General features: G+C 69.2%; 17 protein-coding genes and 2 tRNA genes. 8 read left to right on the forward strand and 11 right to left on the reverse strand.

Annotated elements, in window-relative coordinates:
- Positions 1 to 68: 68 nt before the first annotated feature.
- From cmk to KF709_00800, 8 genes are read right to left on the reverse strand one after another with little or no spacing between them, the layout of a single operon-like run.
- Entirely contained in the window at positions 69 to 767 is a 699-nt protein-coding gene (gene cmk, locus KF709_00765; GenBank protein ID MBX3172921.1) for a (d)CMP kinase, read from the reverse strand.
- Positions 768 to 787: 20 nt separating this feature from the next.
- Positions 788 to 2077 (reverse strand): 3-phosphoshikimate 1-carboxyvinyltransferase, encoded by a 1290-nt coding sequence (gene aroA / locus KF709_00770; protein MBX3172922.1) that lies wholly within the window; start codon positions 2075 to 2077, stop codon positions 788 to 790.
- 41 nt (positions 2078 to 2118) lie between these two features.
- Positions 2119 to 2973 carry a 2,3,4,5-tetrahydropyridine-2,6-dicarboxylate N-succinyltransferase gene (locus KF709_00775; GenBank protein ID MBX3172923.1) on the reverse strand — a complete coding sequence of 285 codons (855 nt, stop codon included), beginning with the start codon at positions 2971 to 2973 and terminating at the stop codon, positions 2119 to 2121.
- On the reverse strand, positions 2970 to 3857 hold the full coding sequence (dapA, locus tag KF709_00780) for a 4-hydroxy-tetrahydrodipicolinate synthase (protein ID MBX3172924.1): 888 nt from the start codon (positions 3855 to 3857) through the stop codon (positions 2970 to 2972). Before dapA ends, KF709_00775 begins: the two co-directional genes overlap by 4 nt.
- A complete protein-coding gene (locus KF709_00785) occupies positions 3857 to 4549 on the reverse strand; it encodes a hypothetical protein (GenBank protein MBX3172925.1) in 693 nt (230 codons plus the stop codon). Before KF709_00785 ends, dapA begins: the two co-directional genes overlap by 1 nt.
- Positions 4550 to 4587: 38 nt before the next feature.
- Positions 4588 to 5958 carry a lysine-sensitive aspartokinase 3 gene (gene lysC, locus KF709_00790; protein MBX3172926.1) on the reverse strand — a complete coding sequence of 457 codons (1371 nt, stop codon included), beginning with the start codon at positions 5956 to 5958 and terminating at the stop codon, positions 4588 to 4590.
- On the reverse strand, positions 5955 to 7031 hold the full coding sequence (gene asd / locus KF709_00795; protein MBX3172927.1) for an aspartate-semialdehyde dehydrogenase: 1077 nt from the start codon (positions 7029 to 7031) through the stop codon (positions 5955 to 5957). Before asd ends, lysC begins: the two co-directional genes overlap by 4 nt.
- Positions 7028 to 8029 carry a M20/M25/M40 family metallo-hydrolase gene (locus KF709_00800; GenBank protein MBX3172928.1) on the reverse strand — a complete coding sequence of 334 codons (1002 nt, stop codon included), beginning with the start codon at positions 8027 to 8029 and terminating at the stop codon, positions 7028 to 7030. Before KF709_00800 ends, asd begins: the two co-directional genes overlap by 4 nt.
- 77 nt (positions 8030 to 8106) lie before the next feature.
- Here KF709_00800 and KF709_00805 point away from each other — a divergent pair, with 77 nt between their 5' ends.
- The 5 genes from KF709_00805 to KF709_00825 all read left to right on the forward strand — a co-directional run bounded on the left by KF709_00805 (position 8107) and on the right by KF709_00825 (position 12003).
- Positions 8107 to 8619: a hypothetical protein gene (locus KF709_00805; protein MBX3172929.1), complete on the forward strand. Its 513-nt coding sequence runs from the start codon at positions 8107 to 8109 to the stop codon at positions 8617 to 8619.
- Positions 8620 to 8717: 98 nt separating this feature from the next.
- Positions 8718 to 8790: transfer RNA gene (locus tag KF709_00810), tRNA-Gly, on the forward strand.
- An 88-nt stretch (positions 8791 to 8878) separates the two neighbouring features.
- Positions 8879 to 8963: transfer RNA gene (locus tag KF709_00815), tRNA-Leu, on the forward strand.
- Positions 8964 to 9105: 142 nt separating this feature from the next.
- On the forward strand, positions 9106 to 11478 hold the full coding sequence (locus KF709_00820; GenBank protein MBX3172930.1) for a protein kinase: 2373 nt from the start codon (positions 9106 to 9108) through the stop codon (positions 11476 to 11478).
- 69 nt (positions 11479 to 11547) lie between these two features.
- On the forward strand, positions 11548 to 12003 hold the full coding sequence (locus tag KF709_00825) for a hypothetical protein (GenBank protein ID MBX3172931.1): 456 nt from the start codon (positions 11548 to 11550) through the stop codon (positions 12001 to 12003).
- 8 nt (positions 12004 to 12011) lie between these two features.
- Here KF709_00825 and KF709_00830 read toward each other — a convergent pair whose 3' ends face one another.
- Entirely contained in the window at positions 12012 to 12323 is a 312-nt protein-coding gene (locus KF709_00830; GenBank protein ID MBX3172932.1) for a DUF1905 domain-containing protein, read from the reverse strand.
- Between the two features lie 53 nt (positions 12324 to 12376).
- Here KF709_00830 and crcB point away from each other — a divergent pair, with 53 nt between their 5' ends.
- Entirely contained in the window at positions 12377 to 12778 is a 402-nt protein-coding gene (gene crcB / locus KF709_00835) for a fluoride efflux transporter CrcB (GenBank protein MBX3172933.1), read from the forward strand.
- On the forward strand, positions 12775 to 13869 hold the full coding sequence (locus KF709_00840; GenBank protein MBX3172934.1) for an alanine--glyoxylate aminotransferase family protein: 1095 nt from the start codon (positions 12775 to 12777) through the stop codon (positions 13867 to 13869). The genes crcB and KF709_00840 overlap by 4 nt, the downstream gene beginning before the upstream one ends.
- On the opposite strand, the gene KF709_00845 is transcribed toward KF709_00840, so the two are convergent.
- Positions 13859 to 15667 (reverse strand): hypothetical protein, encoded by a 1809-nt coding sequence (locus tag KF709_00845; protein MBX3172935.1) that lies wholly within the window; start codon positions 15665 to 15667, stop codon positions 13859 to 13861. The two genes, KF709_00840 and KF709_00845, sit on opposite strands and share 11 nt — an antisense overlap.
- Positions 15668 to 15710: 43 nt before the next feature.
- Between KF709_00845 and KF709_00850 the strand changes: the two genes are divergently transcribed.
- Positions 15711 to 17378 (forward strand): hypothetical protein, encoded by a 1668-nt coding sequence (locus tag KF709_00850; GenBank protein MBX3172936.1) that lies wholly within the window; start codon positions 15711 to 15713, stop codon positions 17376 to 17378.
- On the opposite strand, the gene recN is transcribed toward KF709_00850, so the two are convergent.
- Positions 17354 to 19054 carry a DNA repair protein RecN gene (gene recN / locus KF709_00855; GenBank protein MBX3172937.1) on the reverse strand — a complete coding sequence of 567 codons (1701 nt, stop codon included), beginning with the start codon at positions 19052 to 19054 and terminating at the stop codon, positions 17354 to 17356. The genes KF709_00850 and recN overlap by 25 nt on opposite strands.
- Between the last annotated feature and the right edge of the window lie 4 nt (positions 19055 to 19058).

The raw sequence follows: 19058 nt of genomic DNA on the forward strand, positions 1-19058 counted from the left end.
GCACACGCATTAGAAGCGTGTGGACGGCACATTAAATGGTGATGAAGTCAGTCTGAGCCTAGGGCGGCCTAGCGATCCTTCGACCGCCGCCCCCCCAACGCCTGCCGCGCCAGGGCGACGATACGCTCGACCTGTTCTTCCTGCGTCAAGTACGTCGTGTCGATCAGCACCGCATCCGGCGCCTGCTGGGTCTGTGCCTCGTCCTTGAGGTCGCGTTGCACTAACGCGTCCACCTCGGCCGCGATCTCCGCATCCTCCGGCGCGCGCTGCAGGCGCTGGATCAATCGGCGCCGCGCGCGTTCCCAGGAATCCGCGATCAGGAAGACCTTCACGCGCGCCTTGGGAAACACGGCGGTACCCATGTCGCGACCATCAACGACGATGGGATGGCCCTCGGCGGCTTTCTGCACCTGCGCGTTCACCCAGGCCCGAACCTTCGGCATCTTCGCGACCAGCGACACGTTGGCCGTGACCGCCTTGCCTCGCAGCTCTTCCTCAAGGTCGGTGCCGCCGAGGTACGGATGGAAGGTGGTGTCGCCTGGTTCGAGATGAATCTCACCCGAGGCATCGAGCACTTCCTTCTCGGTCCAAGCCCCGGCGTCGGCGTCGCGCCGCAACATCGCCGCCGTCGCCGCGCGATACAGCGAACCGGAGTCCACGTGTCGCAAGCCGAGCTCTCGCGCGACCCACTTGGCGGTCGACGATTTTCCTGACGCGGCGGGGCCGTCGATGGCCACCACCAGCGGTCGACGACGATCACTCGGCATCGCCGCTCCAACGGAAACGGTCAGCCACGGGACAAGGAGCGCAGGTCATCCCAGAAACTTGGCCAACTGACGGCGCAACACGAAGGGTCATCGATCTCGATTGCGTTGCCACCCAACGCGCCGAGCACGCCAAAGGCCATCGCGATGCGATGGTCGCCGTGCGTCACCACACGACCCTTGAGCGGTCGATCGCTGCCCTGCACCACGAACCCATCTGGCAGTTCCTCGGCCTCGGCTCCGATCGCACGAAGGTTCTCGACCACCGCCCGGATGCGATCGCTTTCCTTCACGCGCAGCTCGGCAGCGCCGGTGACGCGCGTCTCGCCGACGGCGCGCGTCGCGACGCAGGCAATCAACGGCAACTCGTCGATGAGGCTTGGGACTTCATCAGGCGATACCGTCACGCCTCGCAGCTCGCCCGCACGACACACGATCATGGCGACAGGTTCGCCGCCCTGATCCGCGACGTTGGCGAACTCGATGGCCGCACCCATGCGACGGAGCACCTGGAAGGCGCCGATGCGTGCTGGGTTGATACCGACGTTTTCGACGCGAACGAGAGACGCGTCCCTGCCGCCGGCCGAAGCGCCGCCAGCGTTGCCGCTGACGGCTCCACCGATAGCAACGAGCCCCGCCACGAACGCTGCTGACGAGGGATCGCCCGGCACCTCGGTGTCGAGCGCGTCAAGACGCGCCGACGGGTTGAGCGACACCACGTTGCCTTCCGTGCGCAGGTCGACACCTCGCGCCCGCAGCATACGCTCCGTGTGATCACGCGTGGCAGCTGGCTCGTGCACCTCCACCGGCACATCGCCGACAAGCCCGGCGAGCAGGATGGCGCTCTTCACCTGCGCGCTGGCCACCTCGGCGTGCCAGGTGATGCCCTGCAACGAAGCGCCGCGGATGGTCATCGGGAGGCCGCCGTGTTCCGGCAGGTCAACCTGCGCACCCATCGCAGACAGCGGCGCCGCGACACGGCGCATCGGCCGACGGCTCAGGCTATCGTCACCGATGAACCGCGCCTCGACTTGAGCACCGGCGACGATGCCGGACATCAATCGCGCCGTGGTGCCGCTATTGCCGCAGTCGAGGTCGGCGTGCGGTTGCGTGAGCCCGCGCAGACCGACGCCTTCAATTACGAGTTCGGGCCCGTCCAGGTCGGGGATCGACACGCCCATCGCGCGAAGCACTGCAGCAGTTGAGTGCACGTCGGCGCTTTGCAGCAGGCCGCGCACGCGCGAATGCCCGCGCCCCAGCGCCGCAAGCATCAGCGCGCGGTGGGAGATGGACTTGTCGCCCGGGACTCGCATCGACGGCACGCGGCGATCGGGCTAGCGCCGCGAAGCCTGCGTCAGCGCAACCACGACTCGAGCGCCGTGGCCAGATCGGTCTTCTCGTCGCGGTACTTCACGATCACTGGCGTCTGCAGCGACAGCCCCTGCGACTCGCCGAAGCCGCCCTTCACCGCCCGCGCGCCCGGCACCACCACCGCGCCCGCCGGAATCTCCAACGGCTGCTCGGCGTTGCCACGAATCACGCGCTCCTGTACGAGGTCGAAGACCGGCGTGCCGCGCGTGAGCACCAGCCCCGCCGCCAGCACGGCCTTCTCACGCACCACGGTGCCTTCGTACACGCCGCAGTTGCCGCCTACGATCACGTCGTCCTCGATGACCACAGGCGAGGCATGGATGGGCTCCAGCACCCCACCGATCTGTGCCGCCGCGCTCAGGTGCACGCGCGCGCCGATCTGCGCGCAGGAGCCCACCAGCGCGTGCGAGTCAATCATTGTGCCCGCACCGACCCAGGTGCCGACATTCACGTAGGCCGGCGGCATCACGACCACGCCAGGCGCGATGTAAGCCCCTCGACGGATTGATGACCCACCGGGCACGATGCGCAGGTTGCGCCCCGTGTCGAAGCGTTGCGTGGGATACGTGTGCTTGTCGAAGAACTGGAAGGGCGAGTCCTTGCCCGACATCTCGACCAGCTTGCCGACACGGAAGCCGAGCAGGATGCCGCGCTTCACCCAGGGCACGGCGCGCCACTGACCGTCCTCGCCGCGCACGGCGGAGCGGACTTCGCCAGCTTCCAAGGCCTCGAGCAGGCTCGTCACCGTAGCCTCGGCGTCCTTCGGGAGCTGATCCGCCGGCATCGCGAACAGCTGCTCGACCTGCTGCTCCAACTGTTGCGCCGTCACCGCGCTCACAGCGACACCCCCGCGATGCGCAGCGCAGCGCTCATCCGCGCCTCGTGCTTGCTGTCCATCGCCACCAACGGCAGGCGCAGCACGTTCTGCATCTTGCCCATCATCGACATCGCCGCCTTGATGGGGATCGGGTTGCTCTCGATGAACGCCGCGTCCACCAGCGGCGAGAGCCGGTGATGGATCAGCCCGGCGGTCTTAAGATCGCTCTTGGCCAGCGCATCCGTCAGCTGCGCGATCAACCCCGGCACCGCATTCGAGATCACGGAGATCACGCCATCGCCGCCCGCAGCCATCACGGCGAGCGTGAGTCCGTCGTCGCCGGACAGTACGCTGAAGCCTTCGGGCCGTCCGCGCAGAATCGCGTCGATCTGCCCCGTGTTCCCCGAGGCCTCCTTCATCGCCACGATGTTCGGGTGCTCAGCCAGCTCCAACGTCGTCTCGGCCGTCATGTTGCTGCCCGTTCGGCCCGGCACGTTGTAGAGGACCACCGGCAGCGGCGACGCGTCGGCGATGGCCGTGAAGTGCGCCACGATGCCGCGCTGTGGAGGCTTGTTGTACATCGGCGAGACGTGCAGCAGGTGCGTGGCGCCCGCCTTGCCCAGCAGTATCGAGGCCTCAATGGCGGCCGCCGTGTCGTTCGAGCCCGCGCCGGCGATCACCGGCACGCGACCGTTTGCGCGCTCCGCCGTGACTCGCACCACGCGCTCGCGCTCAGCCGGCGACAGCGTCACGGCCTCGCCCGTCGAGCCCACCGGCACGATGCCGTGAATCCCCTCAGCGATCTGCCAGTCGACGAAGGCGCCCAGCGCGGCCTCGTCCACCGAGCCGTCCGCCTTGAACGGCGTGACGATGGCGGTGATGGCACCCTTGAGCATCGCAGTCATCAGGTCACGTCTCCCAGGAAGTCATCCAGCGTGAAAACGCCGCGCTTGCCGGCCAGCCAGCGGGCGGCGGCCAGCGCGCCCGCGGCGAACACGCGGCGGTCGCGCGCCTCGTGCACTAGGCGCACCTGCTCGAAGGCGGCGTCGAACACCAACTCGTGCGTGCCCGGCACGTGGCCGGTGCGGATGCTCGTCACGGGCACCTCCTTCCCACGCGCACGCTGCGCGATGTCCGCCAGCAGCCGTCCGGTGCCACTTGGCGCGTCGAGCTTCTGCTTGTGATGGGTCTCGACCAGCGCCGCGTCGAAGCCCGCCCGCTCGTGCGCGAACCGACGCGCAGCCTCCTCCACCACCTTGGCGAACAGGTGCACGCCCAAGGCAAAGTTCGGCGCCCAGAGAAGCGCACCATTCGAGCTACGCACGAAGGTCTCGACGATCGCGCGTTCGGCGTCCCAGCCCGTGGTCCCGCTCACCACCGGCACGCCGAGCTCGGCGCAGCCGCGCACCAGCGCGGCCGCCGCCTTCGGAACGGTGAACTCAATGGCCACCTCGGCGCCCTTCAGCTGCTCGCGGTTGAGGCCCTGCGCGGTGTCGGGCGCGTCCAACTGGGCCACGACCTCGCAACCGCTGCTTGGCGCCAACGAGGCAAGCAACGAGCCCATCTTCCCTGCACCGAGAATCGCGATACGGGTCAACGCCTGGCTCCAAGTGGTAGGGTCGCGAGTGTCATCGCTTACGCGGCGCTGACGGCGGCGGCCGCGCCGAAGAATTCCGTGTGCAGTCGGCGCATCGCTTCGTTCACCTGGTCGCCATCGACGATCAGCGTGAGGTTGATGCCGGTGGCCGAGAGCGAGACCATGTAGAGCCTGAGCTCGCCGAGCGCCTTGAGCGCGCGCGCCATCGTCTCCGTGCTTTCGCCAAGCCCCGCACCAACCAGCGCGACGATGCCGCGATGCCGCTCCACCGAGACATCGCCGAAGGTGGAGAGTTGCGCGACCACCGCCTCGAGATGCTGGTCGTCATCCAGCGTGACGCTCACGCTGACTTCCGAGGTCGCCACCACGTCCACCGAGGTTCGGTTGCGCTCGAACACCTCGAAGATGGCGCGCAGGGCGCCAGGTGTCGCCAGCATCCGCGGCGAGCGGATCTTCACCACCACCGTGCGCGTCTTGCCCGCGATGGCGCGCACCGGCGCGCGCGGCGCATCGAAGGTGATCCGCGTGCCCGTGCCTTCCGGGCGCCGCGAGTTGAAGATGAACACGGGAATCCCGCGCTTCACGGCCGGCGTGATGGTGCTGGGGTGCAGCACCTTGGCGCCGAAGTTCGCGAGCTCGGCCGCCTCGTCGAAGCGGATGTGTCCGATCAGCTGCGCGTCGGGCACGACGCGCGGATCGGCGGTGAGCATGCCATCCACGTCCGTCCAGATCTCGATGGCCTCGGCTTCCATCGCCGCACCAAAGAGCGATGCCGAGAAGTCCGATCCACCGCGCCCAAGCGTGGTGGTCACGCCTCCGCGCGTGGAGCCGATGTATCCGCCCATCACCGGCACCTTGCCCTCACGCAGCAGCGGCGCGAGATGCTCGCGGCAGGCGATCGCGATGTCGTCGGGCAGCGGCGTGGCGCGACCGTAGTCGTCGCCGGTGATCATCACGTCGCGCGAATCCACGAACTCGGCCGGCAGCCCGGCGCGCTGCATCGCCGCCGTGACGATCGGCGCCGAGAGCCGCTCGCCCATTGAGGCCACGGCATCGTGCGAACGATTGGTGAGGTCGCCGAGCACCGACAGCGCCTCGGCGAGATGCGCGAGTTCGTCGAACATCGCGCCCACCTCGGCGGCGACATCGGATTCCGTCTCGTGCCCACCGAGCAACTCGCTGATCGTCGCGAAGTGCCGCGTGCGCAGCTCCTCGAGAATGGCAAGCGCGACAATCAGCTCGCCCTTCGCCGAGTGCTCGGCGATCTCGATCAAGCGGTTTGTCGTGCCGGCGAGCGCGGAGACGACGACCACGGGCTGCCGCTCCAGGCGACCCTGGATGATCGCCGCCGTGCGCGCGATCGCCTCCGAGTCCTGAACCGACGTCCCGCCGAACTTGACGACGATCATCCGCGCGCGACCTGCAGGCTGGGGGGCATCCAACCGAGGCGGCCCGTGGCGACCAGCACCTCGGCGTTGAGCACTGAGCCGCCCGCGGCGCCGCGGATCGTGTTGTGCCCCATCGCCACGAGCTTGAGATGGAAGATCGAGTCCTCGCGCACGCGGCCGACGGTGACCGTCATCCCATTCCCCGCCATCACATCACGGCGCGGCTGCGGACGTGCGGGATCCTCGGTCACGACCAGCGGCTGTGCGGGTGCGCTGGGCAGTCCGCGCACGATGGGATCACCCGTCCAACCACGTAGCGTCGCCAGCGCCTCGGCAACGCTGGGCCTCGAGCGGAACTTGGCGGAGATCACGACCGTGTGCCCGTGCTCCACCGCCACGCGGTTGGCGTGCGCGCTGACCACGAACGGCGCAAACGCGATGTGCTTGCCCTCGACCGTGCCGAGCATCTTCTGCATCTCGCGCTCGAGCTTGGGCTCCTCGTCGCCGATGTAGGGCACGACGTTGCCGAGGATGTCGAGCGACGGCACGCCCGGATATCCCGCGCCGCTGACGGCCTGCATCGTGGCCATGAACAACTCGGTGAGGCCGAAGCGCTCGTGCAGCGGCGCCAAGGCCATCGCCGCCACCGTGGCCGCGCAGTTCGCATTGGTGATCACGCCGCCGCTCCAGCCCTTGGCCTTCTGCGCGTCGAGCAACGCGAGATGGCTGGCGTTCACCTCCGGAATCACCAAGGGCACGTCGTCCGTCATCCGGAACGTCTTCGTGTTTGAGAGCACGAAGCGGCCGGCCTTGGCGAACGCGGGCTCGATCTCCTCCGACGCCGCCGCGTCCATTGCGCTGAACACAACCTTGGACTGCACCTGCGACGGATCGCAGGTGGTGACGACCAGGTCCTTCACGGACTCGGGCATCGCGCCTTCGATCCACTTCGTGGCGTCGGCGTAGCGCTTGCCCGCCGAGCGGTCGGAGGCGGCGACTTCGGCCACGCGGAACCAAGGGTGGTCGGCGAGGAGGCGAATGAAGGTCTGTCCAACGGCGCCCGTGGCGCCCAGGATGGCAACCGGGAGCTTCACGCGAGCAGCCCCTGCACCATCGTGATGTAGGAGTCCACGCTGGCGCGCAGCTCGGCTTCCTCGATGTACTCGTCGGGCGTGTGCGCGACGTGGATTGAGCCAGGCCCGAAAAGCAGCGGCTTGCCCCAGTTGGTGAGCAGCGGGATGTCGCTGGTGTAGGCCATCGGCGCGGTCTTGAAGCCCGGCACGGTGTGGAAGTGCTGCGCGGGGATCATTGAGCCGTACTCGAGCTCGGCGCGGCCCTTGGCCCAGCGGTCGAGGATCCGCTTCACGTCGCCGACGTCACCGACGAGGCGCAGCATCATCTCCGCCTCGCAGGCGCCTGGGATGATATTCGCCTCGGTGCCGCCCTTGATCAGCCCGACGTTCACCGTGCTGGGCCCCAGCACCTTGTCCACCGGCAGCTTTAGCTGCTGCAACTCCTGCAGCAGCGTGAGCATCGGCGTGATCGCCGACTCACCGAGCTGTGGGTAGGCCGAATGGGCTTCCTTGCCCTTGGTGCGGGCGATGACGCGCAGCGCGCCCTTGCAACCCGAGGCCAGCACGCTCTCCGTGGGCTCGCCGTTGATCAGCCACTTGCTCGTGGCCGGTAGCTGGTTGGCCATGCGCGCGCCATCGGATCCGCGCTCCTCGCCGACGACGAAGAGCAGATCCACGCGCTCCTCGCCCATTTGCACGAGCTGGTCACCGGCGACCATCATCGCGGCGGCGATGCCCTTGGCGTCGCAGGCGCCGCGACCGTAGAGGCGGCCGTTCTCGCGCCGAGGTGGCACGTAGGGCGGCACAGTGTCGAGATGCGTCGAGAGGGTGACGCCCCCGCCCTTTCGCGATGCCCACACATTGCCGCGGCCCGGTGTGACTTCCTGCACCATCACATTCCAGTCGCGCTGCACCAGCCAGCGCGCGACGAAGTCCACGGCCGCGCCTTCGTCGCGGGTGGTGGAGTGGATGGCAAGCAGTTCGGCGGCAAGGGCGACGACGTCAACGGGCGTGGACATTCCAGAAACTTAGCGCCACCATAGAGCGTCTTGCAGAGCGGTCCCCCGCCGACGCCGTCTCCTCCTGCCAACTCCCCGTGGCCGCCGAACTCCTCGTCCTCCGCAGTCTCCACATCCTCGCCGGCGTGTTCTGGGTCGGCGGCGGGATCTATTCGACCGTCTTCGTGATGCCGTCCCTCGCCGTTGCCGGGCCGGCAGCGGGACCGATCATGGCCGAGCTGCAGCGGCGGAAGCTGTTCACCGTTCTGCCGCTGGCCGCGCTGATCACGATGCTGACCGGTCTTCGGATGCTGCAGATCGTCTCCGGCGGTTTCGACCCGGCCTACTTCGCTCGGCCGATGGGTGCGACCTACCTCGTGGCGGCGATCGCCAGCGTGATCGGGTTTCTGTTGGCGATGTTCATCTCGCGGCCGGCGTCGGTTGCCGCGGCGCAACTGGCGGCGACCATCGGCGGCCTCGAGGCCAGCGCGCAGGCGGCGGCGCGGGAGCGGCTCAAGGGCTTGCAGCAGCGCGCGGCCTGGGCCACGACGGGCGCGGTCGGTCTCTTGGTACTGGCAACCTTGGGGATGGCGGTCGCGCGCTACCTGTAGCGTGTCGCTGGCGTCGGTACCGCTGGCGCGATTCAGGTGCCCGCGACGGCCGGCCGCCGCTTGCTCCGACCGCCTGCCCTGCCTAACCTTCGTGTCACGCGGGAATAGCTCAGTTGGTAGAGCACAACCTTGCCAAGGTTGGGGTCGCGGGTTCGAGTCCCGTTTCCCGCTCTGGATGCACCGGCAGTAGCATTACGGGAGTGGCCTAGACGGCCACTCCCGTTTGCGTTTCTTGGTGGGTGAGTCGTCGTAGTGTTGGGCCGGGGTGGCGAAAGTGGCGAGACGCGAGGGACTTAAAATCCCTTGGGGGCAACCCCGTGTGGGTTCGATTCCCACCCCCGGCATCGCAGCTCATCCAGCGCGCGGGCGCGGCCGACACGCGGACCACGTCGCCCACGGCACGATTCGTCCCGGACCACGAAACTCTCGCCCCCGAAAGTCGGTCATAGTGGATATGGCCGTGTCCCACCCCTCGACCCCCTGCCGGTGAGCGACGTCCGGGAGCAACTCGCCTCACACCTTGGCGACCGCTACGACATCCAGCGCGAGCTGGGCGGCGGCGGGATGTCGCGCGTGTTCCTCGCCATCGAGCGCTCGCTCAACCGGCAGGTCGTGATCAAGGTGCTGGCCCCCGAACTCGGACGCGACATCGACGCCGAGCGCTTCCAGCAGGAGATCCAGACCTCGGCGCTGCTGCAGCATCCGCAGGTCGTGCCGGTGTATGCCGCGGGCGCGGCCGGCGACCTCCGCTACTACGTGATGCCGTACATCGCGGGCGAGTCGCTGGATGCCACGCTGCGGCGCGAGGGCAAGCTGGCACCGGACGAAGTCGCGCGGCTGATGGCCCCGATCGCGCGTGCGCTGGCCTACGCGCATCGCCAAGGCATCGTGCACCGCGATGTGAAGCCGGCCAACATCCTGCTCTCCGAGGGCGAGCCCATGCTCGCCGACTTCGGCATCGCAAAGGTGCGGCGCAGCGATGGGGCCACGGGCCTCACCTCCGCCGGGATGTCGCTGGGCACGGTCACGTATATGCCGCCAGAGCAGGTGACGGCCGACCCGACGCTCGATGGCCGCGCCGACGTGTACTCGCTGGCCGCGGTGGCCTTCGAGATGCTGGCCGGTGCGCCGCCGTTCAAGGGCAGCCCGGCGCAGCAGATGTCGGCGCACGTGGTGCAGCCGCCGCCGGCGCTCGCACCGTTGGTCCCGGATGCGCCGCACGAGCTCGTGCAGGCCGTCGAGCAGGGCCTGGCCAAGGAGGCCACGGCGCGCCCGGACGCCGAAGAGTTCGCGCGGATGATGGATCGCGCCCGGCTGCGCACGGGCGAGCGCCCGCCATCGTCGGTCCAAATCCAGGGCCGCCAGCCGCGCTGGGCCGTGCCGGCGCTCGTGGTGCTCGTCGTCTCGGCGGCGCTTGCCGTCTGGGCCCTGAATCGCCCGACGGTTGGCAACGCGGCGCCTGTGGTGGCCGTGCTGCCTTTTGAGCTGATCGGCGTTCCGGAGGACGCCTACCTCTCCGCCGGAATGACCGATGAAGTCACCACTGGCCTGAGCCAGCTCTCCGGCCTTCGCGTGCTCTCGCGCTCCACGGTGCAGGCGATGGCCGCCGGCGGCTTGGCGCCCTCTGATTACCGATCGCGGGCCGACGTGGCCGCCTTGGTCGAAGGCAGCGTGCAACGCGCCGGCGACCGCCTGCGCATCACGGCGCGGCTCGTCAGCACCGAGGACGGCAGCTCCGTCTGGACCGCGCGCTATGAGCGCGGACTCTCCGACCTCTTCGCCACGCAACGCGAGATCGGCGATGCAGTCGCGAACGCATTGCTCACCGAACTCGGGATGCGCACCGGACCGCGCGCCGGTGAGGCCTACGCGGCCGACGCCGCGGCCTACGACCGCTTCTTGCGCGGGCGCTTCGCGCTGCAGACGCGCGGCGAAGCCAGCCTGCGCGAAGCCATTCGCGAGTTCTCCGAGGCGGCGCGGCTCGATCCGCGCTTCGCGCGCGCACACGCCGGCATCGCCGAGGCGGCGGCGCTGCTTCCGCTATACGGACCGACGGCCGTCACCGACATCGCCGATACGGTGCGGGCCACGGCGCGCCGCGCGCTCGCGCTCGACGCGTCCGTGGCTTCGGCGCACGTCGCGATCGGTCTCGTCGAACGCGGGCTCGGACGTTGGCAGGAGAGTGCCGCGGCCCTGCGCACCGCAGTGCAACTCGACTCGGCCAGCGCCGAGTCGCATCAGCAGCTTGGCGAGCTGCAGTTCATCCTCGGTGACTTCGCCGGTTCCCGCGCGGCCTTCGAGCGGGCCACACTGCTCGAACCTACCGTGGACGTGATCCTCGCCGAGTTTGCGTGGAGCCTGGTGCTCACCGACGCGCTCGACAGTGCAAGCCGCGTACTCGCGCGCACGAGCGGCCGCGAGGCCACCGAGCCGTTCACGCCGTTCTCCACGGCGATGCTCGCCGAGCGGCGTGGCGATGCCGCAGGCGCGGTGACGCATCTGAGGCGAGCCGCAGCCAGCGCGCCAATTCCGTTCTTTGAGGGCGCGTTGATCCGAGGCCTGCGACTCGCCGGCGAAACGAACGAGGCGGTGCAGCGCGAGTCGGCGCTGCGGGCCAGCGGGGACTCGCCCGCCATCGATTTCGCATTGTCCGTCGGTCAGTTGACTGGCGGCAATGGCGACGCGGTGTTCCCGGGCCTACAGCGAGCGGCTGCCGCACGGGACCCCTTCGCGCTGCTGCTCCCACTACGCGTGTGGTGGTACGACGGCGTCCGCGCGGACCCACGCTTCGCAGAGTTCGCCAGCGCGCTCGGCCTGCCCGCCTCCGCGTGGCGGAACGCGTCAGCCGGCGGGAACTGACGGAACCCGGCGAACCTCGGCCCAGAGCACGGGTATCGGGCGCAGAGACCCCCTGACCCGAGAGTGGATATGTCCGCCTCCCGCCAGCTTCGCCTTGCACTCGCCGCCTTCGCCCTGCCCCTCGCCGCCTGTACCGAAACGGTCGGGCTGGAGGAGGATCCGGGCTGTGTCACGCGGCTGATCAACGTCAACGAGAGCATTCCGTCGAAGCTCAGCGAGCTGGACTGCGTCGACCCGTCCTACGGCGCCTACGTGGACTGGTACGAGCTGCGAATCTTCGCCACGCAGACCATCGACATCTTGATGGAGTCGAGCGACGTGGACGCCTACCTCGAACTCTACGACGAGGACGATCAGTTCATCACGGATGACGACGACTCACTGGGTGGCACCGACGCCTGGATCCGCGTGAAGCTGTCGCCGGGCACGTACTACATCGCCGCGACGACGTTCGACGAAGGCGAGCTCGGGCGATATGTGGTGACGGTCGAACCGCCGCCGGATCCCTCGGTGCGTAGGCGGTAGCCAGCCAGTCAGAGGGACTTGAAGGCGATGGTGACCCGCACACGGTCGCCATCGCCTTTCTGCTTGCGCACGTGTTTGGGCACGGCGAGTAGCGTGCGCCCGTCCTTGCCGCGCCACACGCTGGTCTCCCAGGTCTGGCCGTCCACGGTGGCGGTCACCGGTGTGCGACCCCATCCGTGCGTGACCGGCGGCGCGAGCCGCTCGGGCACCGGCGCGAAGTGCCAACCGCCGGGCCCCTCGTAGCGAAACAGTGTGGCGGTGAAGCTTCCACCGTAGCTGGGTCCCGGCGAGACGCTCGCTGCCTTCAGACGAGTAGCCATGTCGGAAGCTCGCCACGATGGCGCGACCTGCGCCAGTTCCCATATTTGGGCCTGTGAACCCGACCTTCCCTTCCGGCACCTGGATCTGGGTGGCTGCAGGCGGCGCCGTGGGCTCCGTGCTGCGCTACGGCGTGGCCGAGCTCGTGCGTCGCGCGCCATCGCTTGCGGGCTACCCGTGGGCGACGCTCGGCGTGAACGTCACGGGCGCCTTGGCACTCGGCGCGGTGGCGGGATGGCTGTTCGGACAGCCGGCAGCCGCGAGCCCGCAACTGCGTGCCTTCGTGATGATCGGGGTGCTTGGCGGCTACACCACCTTCTCGACCTTCGCGGTGGAAGGCCTCACGATGCTGCAGGCAGGCCAGCCAATGCGCGCTGCGGGGTACGCGCTGGCCAGTGTACTGCTCTCCGTCGCCGCCGCCGCACTGGGCTGGGCGATGCTGCGGGGCGCCGCGTGAGCGACTTCGGCCGCTTCTTCCTGCCGGGCCCCACCGAGGTGCGGCCCAAGATCCTCAAGGCGATGTTGCAGCCGATGATCGGGCATCGCACCGAGCAGTTCGCCGCGATGCACCGGCAGATCGTGCAGGGGCTGCAGATGGTGTTTCGCACGCATCGGCCCGTCTACGTGGCGTCGAGTTCCGCGACGGGCCTGATGGAGATGGCGATCCGCGGCTGCCCAGAGGGCCCCATCCTCTCGCTGGTGAACGGCAGCTTCGCCGAACGCTTCGCGCGGATCGCGCAGGTCTGCGGTCGGCGCACGCGTGTGCTCACGGTGCCCTGGGGCGACACGCATCCACTGGAGATGGTGGAGCAACATCTGGCCGCCGAGAGCTTCGTCGCGATGACCGTGGTGCAGTCGGAGACTAGCACCGGCGCTCTTGCGGACGTCCGCGCGCTGACCGAGCTGGCCCATCGCTACGGCGTGATGTGTCTCGTGGACTCCGTGACAGGAGTTGCCGCGTTGCCTGTCGAGACAGAGGCCTGGGGCCTCGACTTCGTGCTCACGGCCTCGCAGAAATCGCTGGCGTTGCCGCCCGGGCTCGCGTTCGCCGTGGCCAGCGAGGCCTACATCCTGCAGGCGGCGTCGGTGCCGGATCGCGGGCGATACTTCGACCCGGTCGAGTACGAGGAGGCGGGCTTGGACGACGGCACGCCGACCACGCCTGCCCTGCCATTGCTGTACGCGGCACAAGCGCAGCTCGCGGACATCGCCAAGGAAGGCATCGAGACCCGATGGGCCCGCCACGGGATGATGCTCGCCGAGGTGGAGACCTTCGTGGACGCGCAGCGCGACCGCGGGCGCGCACTCACCTTCCTCGCGCGACCCGGCGAGCGCTCTCCGTCCGTGTCCTGCCTCGCGCTGCCCGGCGAACTGAGCGCGAAGGCCGTCGTGTCCGGGATGTCGGAGCGCGGCTACACCATCGCCCGCGGATACGGCCAGCGAAAGGACTCGACGATCCGCATCGGACACATGGGCGACCACACAGTCGCCGGCCTGCGCGGCTGCCTCGCCGCACTCGACGAGACGCTCGGGGCGCTTACGGCCTGATACCGAAGGCGTGCACGGTGTACCAGGCCGTGTAGGCGAGCAGGCCGCTCAGCGCCGCGTCACCGCCATGCGAGCGCGCCCGGCCATCCTCGTCCACCAACTCGGCGGCGAACCCATCGTGCAGCGGTGCGCGCCGCAGCCACTCCAGCACCTCGCTGGCATCCGGCCCGAACAGGCGTGCCACCTGCACCACGAGATGTTCGCGACCGGTAATGCGCTTGGCCGTGCGCCGATACAGCGAATCGGTGCGGTCGATGGCCTCCCACATCGGCAACCACAGCGCCGATCCTACCGAATCGTCGGCGAGATCGTGGTGCCCCGAGAGGTCCGTCGCCGCGGCCAGCGTGGACTTGGACTCGCCACCCGTGGCGAAATGCCGGCGCAGCGCCGCGCGCACGGCGCTGTGATCCTGGATCTCGCGCGCCGCCTCTTCGTCGAGCGTACGGCTGAGCGCGTCGAGCGCGTAGGCCACGACGGCGTTGCCGTGCAACGGGAACGGATGCGCCACGGGGCGACCGTCCAGCGTCACCTCGGAATCGAAGAGCGGGTGCTGTTCGTCACGCCGCGCGGCGAGTTCGTCGCTGGTCGCGTAGAGCGTGTCCGCGAGGATCAGCTCCTCGACGATCTGGTCGTCGCCGGTCTCGCGGATGTAGCGCTCCGTGGCCACGGCGTACGAGGCGCAGCCTTCGAGCGTGAAGCCGGGCTCGAAGAGGGTGCCATCGAGATAGTGCACCCCCCGACCGGGCGAGTAGCCGTGCAGCTCGCAGGCCCGCAGGATGAGCTCGCGCGCCAACGGGGGATCGGCCAACTGCACGGCGGGCACCGTCCAGGCCAGCGCTTCCCAATCGCGGACGGTCACGCCCCAGGCGCACCAAGGCGCACGGCTGCGCACGAGATAGAAGTGCGCGTCATCCAGCGCGCGGCCCACGCCGTAGAAGTACGCGAAGAGCAGGTTGCGGTTGATCAGCGCATCCAGCGAGTCGAGTCCGGTGGACTGCTCCACCGCGCGCAGCGAGTCGCGGGTCACGGTGAGCAGCGAGCGCCAGCCGCGGCGGCGCATCACGCCCACGGTGGCGACGGCGCCGTCGCGCTCGGGGCCCGCCGCGATGTAGAACGCGGAGTCCGTGCGCCCACCAGCCGGGATGCTGATGTCGCGCGTGATGGCGTAGGTCGGCGCGCTGCCCTGAGCGACCTGCACGCTTGCCTCACCATCGGCGGCCAACGCCAGCGCGCAAATGCCAGGCACCGCCACGCCATCGAGGATCACGACGCCCTGCCCCGCTTCGCGGATGCGATGCGCGTCCTCGGCGGCACGCGGCGTGCGCACGCGCAGTTGGCGATGCCCCAGCGTGCCCTCAAGCCCGACGCTGATCTCCATCGGCCGCTTCGAGCGGTTCTCAAAGGCCAGCGTGTACACCGCGCCGGCGATGTCCGCGTCTTGCCCAAACGGCGCGAAGATCGTGCCGCGCACGACCAGTTCGCCCACGGTGGACGTGAAGGTCGGCAACCACGACAGGGCACGCTCCCAGGCGATGCCGGCGCGGGCAAGCTCCACAACTTCGCCATTCACGCGGATCACGGGCTTGGCCAGCGCCGGCGCCTGGCCGTCCACGAATCCCTCGCCGCCAGCGAACTCTACCGCCGAGCGCGCGCCGCGGTGCAACAGGCCCACGGCGTGCACCGCCCCGTCGTGAGGGTGGATACACGGCAGGGCGAACCAGTGGTTGCCGGTGATCTGCCACGAGACCGCGGGCAGCGGGGCGGCAGTGGGCTCGGGCTGAGGCGCGGTCGACGTCACATTACTTTGTTCAAGGTTCGCGGGTAAACTAGCCGACCGCTCTGTGATTCGCCCTCTCTCGCTTCCCCTCCTCGCCGTCGCCTGCGCCGCGCTCCTCCCCGTGGAGGCCGCGGCGCAACGCGTGCTCGGACCCGGCCCCGAGGCCGTGACGATCCCGCGCGGGGTGCTGCGAACGACAATCCGCGTCGAGAACGTGATCCACCGCGGTCGCTGGAACGACGGCCAGGCCGAGGACCTCGGCGCGGGCCTGAGCATCGGTGGGCTGGCGGCGCCGTACAGCAGTTGGCTTGAGGCGCTGGACAACGCGGCGACGGGGCTCGGCGTGAACGGGCTCAGTGCCTCGTTGGGTGAGATCGACGTGGACCTGCGGCAGCGCCTTGCGGTGTCGCAGTTGGGGCTGGAGGTCGGCGTCACCGATTGGCTCACGTTGAGCGTGAATGCCCCGTTCGTGCGCGCGCGCGCGGAGGCGCAGCTGCGGCTGCGCGGCGATAGCGGAATCGCCACGGCCGGTGTGAATCCGATGGGCATCGGCAGCGGCGTGGCGGCGTCGAACCGCGCGGTGGTGGACCGCTATCTCTCCGCGAGCACGGCGCTCCTGGCACGGCGCGCCGACTGCCAAGGCAACGCCGCGGCGCACCCCGAGTGCGCCGACATCCTCGCCGAGACCGCGCTGGTGGACCTGCTCTCCACCAGCGCCACGGCATTCGGAAATGGACTGGCCAGCACCTATGGCGCGAACGGGCTTTCCGCGGGCCTGCCCTTCGTGCCGATGGCTGGGTCCCCCGGTGAGCAGGCGCTGCGCTTCCGCGCCGACTCGATGCGCATCGCCTTCGAGCGCTACGGCGTGGTGGATCTCGGTGGTGGCGCCCTGTTGCCGCTCGGCGCGCAGGCGCCGCTGAGCGCGGAACAGCTGGCGGCGCTGGTGGCCGATCCGCGAACGGGGTTCGGTGCGAAGGATCTGTCGCGGCAGACACGTCAGGATCTTGGCGATGTGGATGTTGGTCTCCGCGTCCGGCTCTTTGACAGCTTTGCCGGCGATTCGACGCGTCGCGCCGCGAATCGCTTCGGCCTGCGGCAGACGGTGGGGCTCACCTATCGCATTGGGGGGACGTTCACCGGATTGCCCGACGATTTCATCGACCTTGGCACCGGCAGCGGATCGAACGCGATCGGGCTGCGCTCGTACACGGATCTCGTGTTTAACGAGCGCTTCTGGGGCACGGTGACACTGGGCTGGGCGCGCGCCGAGGCCTTCGACCAAGTGATGCGCGTGCCGGACTTTCCGGGCGTGGAATGGCTCGAGAGTTGGCGGCAGACCAGTGTGCGCGTCACGCCAGGCAACGTGCTCGACCTACGTCTCACGCCGCGCTGGGTGTTGAACGACTACCTACAGCTGGGTGTCGATTGGCGCTGGCGGCAGCGCGCCGAGGATCGGCACGAACTGTCGACGACCAACGTCACGGACAGCACCGGCACGGCGCGACTGCTCACGCCGGCGGCGCTCGACGCACAAAGTGGATTCAGCGAACAGCGCTTTGCCTGGCACCTGAGCTACTCGACCTTGCAGGCATTCTCGCAGGGCAAGGCGAGGCTTCCAATGGAGATCGGCTACACGCACGAGCAGAGCCTGTCCAGCAGCAGCGGCATCGTCCCGCGACGCTGGGAGGACCGCGTGCAGCTGCGTTTTTACACGCGTCTCTTCGGGCGCTGACCGCGCGCGCCCCGCGCCGCCACGTCCAACAGCTCCCGCGCGTGTTCGCGACTCGTCGCGCTCTCGGCGTCGCCACCCAGCATCCGCGCAATCTCGTCCACGCGATCCTCGGCATCCACTACGCCGACATCTGACGTGGTGACCCCACCCTTTGCCGCCTTCTGCACGACGATGTGATGGTGCGCGCGCGCCGCGATCTGCGGCAGGTGGGTGATGGCGAAGACCTGATGGTGCGCGGCGACGTCGCGCATCGCATCGCCGACCATCAGGCCGGTGCGACCACCGATGCCCGCGTCGACCTCGTCGAAGATCAGCGTGGGCACCTGGTCCAGCTGCGCGAGAATGGTCTTCAGCGCGAGCATCACGCGCGCGAGCTCGCCGCCCGAGGCCACCCGCGCCAATGCACGCGCCTCGTGCCCGACATTGAGCGCGACGCGGAACTCCACATCCTCCGCACCCACCGCGCCGACCTCGGCGCGTTCGCGAAGCTCGACGAGGAAGCGGCCATCCGGCATCCCGAGGTCCGGCAGCCGCGCTTCGACGGCCTTGGCCAGTGCGCGGGCCGCAGCGACGCGGCGCTTGCTGAGCGCGGCGGCCGCCTGCGTGAGCGCCTCGCCGGTCTCGCGCACTCGCGCCTCCAACCCACGCAGGTCCAGCGACGCGGTGTCGAGCAGGTCGAGCTCGGCCTGCGCCTCGCGCCCGGTCCGCAGCACCGCCTCGAGCGAGCCACCGTACTTCTTCTGCAGGCGGAACAGCAGGTCGCGGCGCCGTTCGACCTCGTCCAGGCGCGCCGGATCGTGCTCCACGCCCTCGGCGTAGGACACGGCTTCGCGCGCCAGCTCCTCGAGCGCATACCAGGCGTTGTCGTAGAGCTCCTGCAGGCGCGCCGTGCTGGGATCGATCTTCTGCAGCGCGGCGAGCGGCTTCTGCAGGTGGCCGAGCGCCTGCATCGGCGAGCCGTCGCCCTGATCCAGCGTGGAGGTGAGATCGCCAATCAACTGCTGCAGTTCCTCGGCGTGCGACAGGCGGCGCGCCTCGTCGTCGAGCCGCGATTCCTCACCTTCTCGCAACTTGGCCTCGGCGATCTCCTTGGCTACGTGGGCGAGGTAATCCGCGCGCTTGCTGGCCTCGTCGCGGCGCGCCTGCAGGCTGGCGACGGCCTCACGGGCGGCGCTGGCGGCGTCCCAGGCGGCAGACACCGCCGCCACCTCGCGCTCCGCCTCGCCGAACGCATCGAGGATCCGGCGCTGCGCCTCTGGCTCCAGCAAGGCCTGCGCCTCGTGCTGGCCGTGCACGTTGACCAGGGCGCGGCCGACCTCGGCCAACACACCTGCCGTGACCGGTGACCCATTCACCCAGGCGCGCGCACGACCACCGGCTGCAACTTCGCGCTTCAGCACCAGCAGCCCTTCGTCGCACTCGATGCCGCGGGCATCAAGCATCGAGAGCACATCAGAGCGCCCGTTGAGGTCGAACACGCCCTCGACGCTGGCCTTGTCGGCGCCCGTGCGCACGAGGTCGCTGGACGCGCGCTCGCCAATGAGCAACCCGAGCGCACCGACGATGATGCTCTTGCCCGCCCCGGTCTCGCCGCTGAGCACGTTGAAGCCCGGCGCGAGCGGCAGCGTCACGTCATCGATGATGGCCAGTTGCTTGATGCGCAGCGAAGTCAGCACGGGT

The organism is Gemmatimonadaceae bacterium (genome assembly GCA_019637445.1).
Taxonomy (GTDB): domain Bacteria; phylum Gemmatimonadota; class Gemmatimonadetes; order Gemmatimonadales; family Gemmatimonadaceae; genus Pseudogemmatithrix.